This is a genomic window from Streptomyces thermocarboxydovorans, assembly GCF_039524635.1.
Taxonomy (GTDB): Bacteria; Actinomycetota; Actinomycetes; order Streptomycetales; family Streptomycetaceae; genus Streptomyces; species Streptomyces thermocarboxydovorans.
Genome location: NZ_BAAAGU010000121.1, coordinates 1 through 4,428 on the forward strand (window position 1 = coordinate 1; position 4,428 = coordinate 4,428).

General features: G+C 68.2%; 4 protein-coding genes and 1 pseudogene. 1 reads left to right on the forward strand and 4 read right to left on the reverse strand.

The window, feature by feature from the left end:
• Nucleotides 1-74 precede the first annotated feature (74 nt).
• The 3 genes and pseudogenes from ABD198_RS30245 to ABD198_RS30255 form a co-directional block, all read right to left on the reverse strand.
• Nucleotides 75-311 (reverse strand): annotated as a pseudogene (locus ABD198_RS30245) (mycothiol transferase); the annotation flags it as partial.
• Between the two features lie 137 nt (nucleotides 312-448).
• Nucleotides 449-1,909, reverse strand: a complete 1,461-nt coding sequence (locus ABD198_RS30250) for an aldehyde dehydrogenase family protein (protein ID WP_344007890.1) — start codon at nucleotides 1,907-1,909, stop codon at nucleotides 449-451.
• Between the two features lie 99 nt (nucleotides 1,910-2,008).
• On the reverse strand, nucleotides 2,009-2,833 hold the full coding sequence (locus tag ABD198_RS30255) for a helix-turn-helix domain-containing protein (protein WP_344007894.1): 825 nt from the start codon (nucleotides 2,831-2,833) through the stop codon (nucleotides 2,009-2,011).
• Nucleotides 2,834-3,197: 364 nt separating this feature from the next.
• Between ABD198_RS30255 and ABD198_RS30260 the strand changes: the two genes are divergently transcribed.
• On the forward strand, nucleotides 3,198-3,695 hold the full coding sequence (locus ABD198_RS30260) for an ATP-binding protein (protein ID WP_344007892.1): 498 nt from the start codon (nucleotides 3,198-3,200) through the stop codon (nucleotides 3,693-3,695).
• Between the two features lie 109 nt (nucleotides 3,696-3,804).
• Here ABD198_RS30260 and ABD198_RS30265 read toward each other — a convergent pair whose 3' ends face one another.
• A complete protein-coding gene (locus ABD198_RS30265) occupies nucleotides 3,805-4,104 on the reverse strand; it encodes a DUF397 domain-containing protein (protein WP_425580592.1) in 300 nt (99 codons plus the stop codon).
• Between the last annotated feature and the right edge of the window lie 324 nt (nucleotides 4,105-4,428).

Sequence of the window (4,428 nt, forward strand, 5' to 3'; positions counted from 1 at the left end):
TTGGTCGGTGAGTTCATGACGACGTACCACACCACCATGATCCACCATCTAGCGATCTTTGAAGACGGACCCTAGTCGCGGGCCACGGCCGGCTGCTCGCCCTTGGCGCGGGCGACCCACCCCTGCTCGACCTCGGCGACATGCTTGATCAGCCCGGCGAGGGACAGCTCGCTCGCGCAGGGGCGGGACGTGGCCTGCTCGTGGGTGAGCCCGAGCACCGTCCGGCGCAGGGCGCCGCGCTGCTCCGCCAGGAACGCCAGCAGCGCTCCCCGCTCGTCGCCCGGTGCCTCGGCGGGAACGTGAGTGACCATGACCGGCCGCCTTTCGTTCGGAAGGGGTCGTCGCCCCTGGGCTTGCCTGACACCGACGACGCTACGGGCCCTTGCGGTCAGCTTCTGTCCGCAAGAGCCCGGGGTGGTCCGAACGAGGTGCGCTGCCAGCGGAGCAGTCAGAAGGGGAACCGGCTCCTGCCGTGCTGGACCGAGATCCACTTCAGGGTGGTGAAGGCCTCGAGCGTGCCGTCGCCGTTGAGGCGGCCGAGACCGGAGTGCTTCTCGCCGCCGAAGGGGACGATCGGCTCGTCGTGGACAGTGCCGTCGTTCACATGGAACATCCCGGTCTCGATCCGCTTGGCGAAGGCCACGCCCCGCTCGATGTCGCCGGTGTGCACCGCGCCGCTCAGGCCGTACGGGGTGTCGTTGACGATGCGGACGGCCTCCTCCTCGCCGTCGAACGGCACCAGGAAGGCGACCGGTCCGAACACCTCCTGCCGCAGCAGGGCGGAGTCGGCGGGGACGTCGGCGAGGACGACCGGCTCGACCAGGTTGTCCCGCCGGCCGCCGCGCACCAGCGCCGTGGCGCCCTCGGCGAGGGCCTGCTCGACGGCGGCGGAGACGGCGTCCGCCTGCGAGGAGTTGATCACCGGGCCGATGACCGTCTCCGGGTCGCGCGGGTCGCCCACCTTGAGGGACCGGACCTTGGCGACGAACTTCTCGGTGAACTCCCCGGCCACCGACCGGTCGACCAGCACACGGTTGGCGGCCATGCAGACCTGGCCCTGGTGCACGTAGCGGCTGAAGACCGCCGCGTCCACCGCGTAGTCGATGTCGGCGTCGTCGAGGACCACCAGGGCGCTGTTGCCGCCCAGCTCCAGCACCGAGCGCTTGAAGTTCGCGGCGCAGACCGTGGCCACATGGCGGCCGGCCCTGTCGGAGCCGGTGAAGGAGATGACCTTGGGGACCGGGTGCTCGATGAAGGCGTCGCCGATCTCGGCGATGTCGGTGACGACGACGTTCAGCAGGCCGGCCGGCAGCCCGGCGTCCTCGAAGATCTTCGCGATCAGGGTGCCGCCGACGACCGGGGTGTTCTGGTGCGGCTTGAGCACCACGGCGTTGCCGAGGGCGAGCGCCGGGGCGACCGACTTGATGGAGAGGAAGAAGGGGAAGTTGAAGGGGCTGATCACGCCCACCACACCGACCGGCACCCGGTAGAGGCGGTTCTCCTTGCCGTCGGTGGGCGAGGGGATGATCCGGCCCTCGGGCGCCAGCGCCAGATTGACCGCCTCGCGCAGGAACTCCTTGGCCAGGTGGATCTCGAAGCCCGCCTTCAGGCGCGTGCCGCCCAGCTCGGCGATGATCGCCTCGGATATCTCCTCTTCCCGCTCCTCGATCAGTCTCAGGGCCTTCTCGAACACCGCCCGGCGCGTGTACGGGTTGGTCTCGGCCCACGGCTTCTGCGCCCGGGCGGCCGCCCGGTACGCCTGGTCGATCTCGTCGGCCGTGGCGATGGTGATCGACGCCAGCTTCCCGTCGTCGTACGGATTGAAGTCGATGATGTCCCAGGAGCCGCTGCCCGGACGCCACTCACCGTCGATGTACTGCTGCGCCAGGTCGGTGAAGTACGACGACATGTGATCCCTCAATCCCCTGCTGCCGAAGCAGAACCCAGATCAGTCACGGTCCGATCAACCTCTGCTCAAAGCCTGATCGAGCGTCATCGTACTTGCGTTTCAGGAGAGTTGAAGGAGACCTCGGAGCAGGTCCCGGCTCTCCGAGGGGCCCGGGCTGTCCTGCTGGAGCTCCTTGAGCGCCTTCTCGTACTGAGCGACGTCCTCCGCCTTGTCCAGGTACAGGGCGCTGGTGAGCTGCTCCAGGTAGACGACGTCCGACAGATCCGACTCGGGGAAGCTGAGGATGGTGAACGCCCCGGACTCCCCGGAGTGCCCGCCGAAACTGAACGGCATCACCTGCAGGCGGACATTGGGCCGTTCGGAGATCTCGATCAGATGCTGGAGCTGACCGCGCATCACCTGGCGGTCGCCGTAGGGGCGGCGCAGGGCCGCCTCGTCGAGCACGATGTGGAACTCGGGGGCGTTCTCCGCCACCAGGTACTTCTGCCGCTCCAGCCGCAGCGCCACCCGGCGCTCCACGTCCGCCTCGCCGGCGCCCTTCATGCCGCGCCGCACCACCGCGCGGGCGTACTCCTCGGTCTGCAGCAGACCGTGCACGAACTGCACCTCGTACGCCCGGATCAGGGAGGCCGCGCCCTCCAGGCCGACATAGGTGGGGAACCAGCTCGGCAGGACGTCCGAGTAACTGTGCCACCAGCCCGCGACATTGGCCTCCCGGGCGAGCGACAGCAGCGAGGCGCGCTCCTGCTCGTCCGTGATGCCGTACAGCGTCAGCAGGTCTTCCACGTCCCTGGTCTTGAAGCTCACCCGGCCCAGCTCCATCCGGCTGATCTTCGATTCGGAGGCGCGGATCGAGTAACCCGCCGCCTCGCGCGTGATCCCCCGCGCCTCACGCAGTCGCCTGAGTTGTGATCCGAGCAGCATGCGCCGCACCACCGATCCCGGCTCTCCCGCGCTCACGTTCGCCAGCCTCCCCAACATCCGCAGGGCCCGCAGTCTGCCACTAAAACACTCCGAGCAGTACTCGTCCGGTTACAGAAACGGAATCCAGCCAAGCAAATCGGTCGGGAACGAACACCGAGAGGGTCGGACCTCAGCCATAAGAGGAGGTGAAGATGACGGAAAAATTGGCCAACAACCGGTACGTGCAGGCCCATTTCGGTCAGCTGCACGTGCATCTGCCCTTGCATCTGGTGTACGCATCCGAAACCATGGTCCCCGCACCACCGCCGCCTCGCCAGCACGCGAATTTCCGGGAGTGCCTCGCATGGGGACGAATGGATCGACCATGCTCGAGCCGTTACGGCAGGGCCTTCCGCCGCTGGACCCCGCGGCCGTGTCCGACGCCGCCTCCTGCGCCCTTCCCGCCCGGTACGAAGCGGTGGGCGACGCCCGGCGGTTCACCCGCGGCACCCTGGACCAGTGGGATCTGGGCGCGCGGTTCGACGATGTGTGCCTGGTCGTCTCCGAGCTGGTCACCAACGCGTTGCGGCACGCCCTTCCGGCGAACGCCCCGCGGCTGCCCGGACAGGAGCCGCCGGTGCGGCTGCACCTGATGCGGTGGACCGAGCGGCTGGTGTGCGCGGTGCGGGATCCGAGCGAGGAGAGCCCGGTCACCCGGGAGACCGACGACTTCTCCGCCGAGTCGGGCCGCGGTCTGTTCCTCGTCGACTCCTTCAGCGACGGCTGGGGCTGGCACCCGATGGCCGGCGGGCTCGGCGGGAAGGTGGTGTGGGCGCTGTTCCGTCTTCAGCGTGCGGGCGAATGCCCGCACTCCGCCGACTGACGCGCCGCGGTCTCTTGTCGCGCCGCGGTTCTACGCGCGTCGAGTCCCGGGCCGGGGCACGGCACACGGTCACGGTCCTGGGAAGCCCGGGCCGCACCCCGGCCGCCGGTCAGCCGGCGATCAGGTGGTCGAACTCGCCGTCCTTCGCACCCAGCAGCATCGCCTCGATCTCCGCACGCGTGTAGACGAGTGCGGGACCGTCGGGGAAGCGCGAGTTGCGCACGGCCACCTCCCCTCCGGGCAGCCGCGCGAACTCCACGCAGGAGCCCTGCGAGTTGCTGTGCCGGCTCTTCTGCCAGGCCACACCGACCAGCCTGGTGGCCGCCATGCCGTTGTACACGCCGGACGCCTCGCCGCCGTCGTACACGTCACCGTCGAACACGTCACCGTCGTACACGTCGTGGTCCACAGGTCGCTCCCCGGTGTGCACTGGCTGGTGTGGCTGGTGATGCCATGGTCAACTGACCCGGATCATAGCTGCGTTCCTGTGCAAATGCATGAGCAGATGCACGTGCACGCGGCGTCATCCTGTGGTTACAGCGCCCCTGCAGCGAACGCCCCGCTGTAGATGAGACGCAGCAGGAGGCTTTTGTGTTCCCTTGAACTAAGTCCCTTACGGCTGAACGGCCTTTTCAGGCCGTTCATTTGGTGCGGTCCCCGCTAGTGACCTGAGTCGGAGATTCGTCGTTGGTTCGGTATGAGTCGTCCGGGTCCGAAGATTCCGCCGTTGTCG

Coding starts and splice junctions, on each gene's coding strand:
- ABD198_RS30250 (WP_344007890.1), bottom strand. CDS start 1,909: ATGTCGTCGTACTTCACCGACCTGGCGCAGCAGTACATCGACGGTGAG.
- ABD198_RS30260 (WP_344007892.1), top strand. CDS start 3,198: ATGCTCGAGCCGTTACGGCAGGGCCTTCCGCCGCTGGACCCCGCGGCC.
- ABD198_RS30255 (WP_344007894.1), bottom strand. CDS start 2,833: ATGCTGCTCGGATCACAACTCAGGCGACTGCGTGAGGCGCGGGGGATC.